1 protein-coding gene is annotated in these 1,532 nt (G+C 35.6%); it reads left to right on the top strand.

Annotated features, from left to right (window positions below):
- The first annotated feature begins 196 nt into the window (after positions 1-196).
- Positions 197-1,516, top strand: coding sequence for a glycosyl hydrolase family 28-related protein (locus tag Q0594_RS08245; RefSeq protein WP_298731156.1), 1,320 nt, complete (start codon positions 197-199; stop codon positions 1,514-1,516).
- Positions 1,517-1,532 lie beyond the last annotated feature (16 nt).

Here is a 1,532-nt window from a genome sequence, read left to right as displayed (position 1 = left end):
GAACTAAGAATAAAAATAGCGTGAAGAAGAATGTTGAAGAGCAGCATTCTTTTTTGTTACTTTGATTTAGTATATAAACAAGTAGTTTTGAAAACGCTTGACATTTAATCGCTCGAGCGATAAGATGTAGTCGTCATAAAATGACACCGGTGTCAAAAAGTAAATATCTATTAGGTCAGAAAATATGGAGGTCATTATGAAACGTTTAGACGGCAAAAAAGTATTTGGTATTCGTAAGTTAAAAGTTGGAGTTTGCTCAATTTTGTTAGCGGTTTCCTTTGTGGGCGCACAAAATGTATTGGCAGAGGAAGTAACTCCCTCTACTCAGTCAACTACAGAAGAAAACAAGCTAGTAACAACGGAGACATCGCCTGAAAAAGTTCAAGAGGATGATAAAGAGGCGAAAGAAACTCCCGTTCAAAAGGATAATCAGTTAGAAACTACGGTAGAGAATGCAATTCCAAAAGAAAATGTAGAAACTCCTAAGAAAGCTGATGCTGGTGAAAAAGTAGAAGAAGTAAATAAAGATACAAATGATGAAAAACTAAATGTACCAGCTATCGCACTTCGTTCTGTATCGGAAAGAAGTGCGAATGGGGTAGAAGCTGCTCAACCTACAACTGATACTTTAAATGTTAAAGATTTCGGTGCAGTTGGGGATGGAGTTACGGATGATCATGAAGCTATGCAGGCAGCTATCGATGCTGCATCTCAAGGACTAGGTGGAGGAAAATTATATTTCCCTGAAGGAACGTATCTTGTAAAGAAAATGGTCCAATTAAAGAGTAATATTGATATTCGCTTGCATGATGATGCAACGATTGTTAACGGAATTAATTTCCAAGGACGTCCTTCAATCGTATTTATGACGGGTCCTTTCATTAATGGAGGAGATAAGATTTTCTGGGAGCCAACAGAAAATATTAGTTTTACGGGTGGTACGATTGATATGAATGGTGCTTTGAATGAAGAAGGCACTAAACCAAAGAATTTACCGTTTATTAATTCTTCTGGTGGTTTTGCGATTGGGAATAGCTCAAATGTCACTATCCGCAATGTAACGTTTAAAGATAGTTATCAAGGGCATGCCATTCAAATTGCGGGGTCTAAAAATGTATTGGTGGATCAATCTCGTTTCTTAGGTCAAGCATTACCTAAAACGATTAAAGATAATGCGATGATTACAAAAGAGTCGATTCAAATCGAACCGATGACAAGAAAAGGATTCCCGTACGCATTAAACGAAACTGGTGTGAAGTCAGAAAATGTAACCATTCAAAATTCATACTTTGGAAAGAGTGATAAGTCTGGTGAGTTGGTAACCGCAATTGGTACGCATTATCAAGCTGTTACTACTCAAAATCCTTCGAATATTAAGATTTTGAACAATCATTTCGACAACTTAGTTTATTCAGGGATTCGATTTACTGGATTCACAGATATTGTGATTAAAGATAATGTATTTGATAAAAATAATATCAATATAATTTTTCTCATGAATATTCTCTTTTGTTAATGAAATCATATTTTTA

The sequence above is a fragment of the uncultured Granulicatella sp. genome, assembly GCF_938030755.1.
GTDB lineage: Bacteria > Bacillota > Bacilli > Lactobacillales > Aerococcaceae > Granulicatella.
This window is presented reverse-complemented; position numbering and strand designations above follow the sequence as displayed.

Bases quoted from the DNA above. Each gene is read 5' to 3' on its own strand.
- Q0594_RS08245 (WP_298731156.1), top strand. From the start codon at position 197: ATGAAACGTTTAGACGGCAAAAAAGTATTTGGTATTCGTAAGTTAAAA.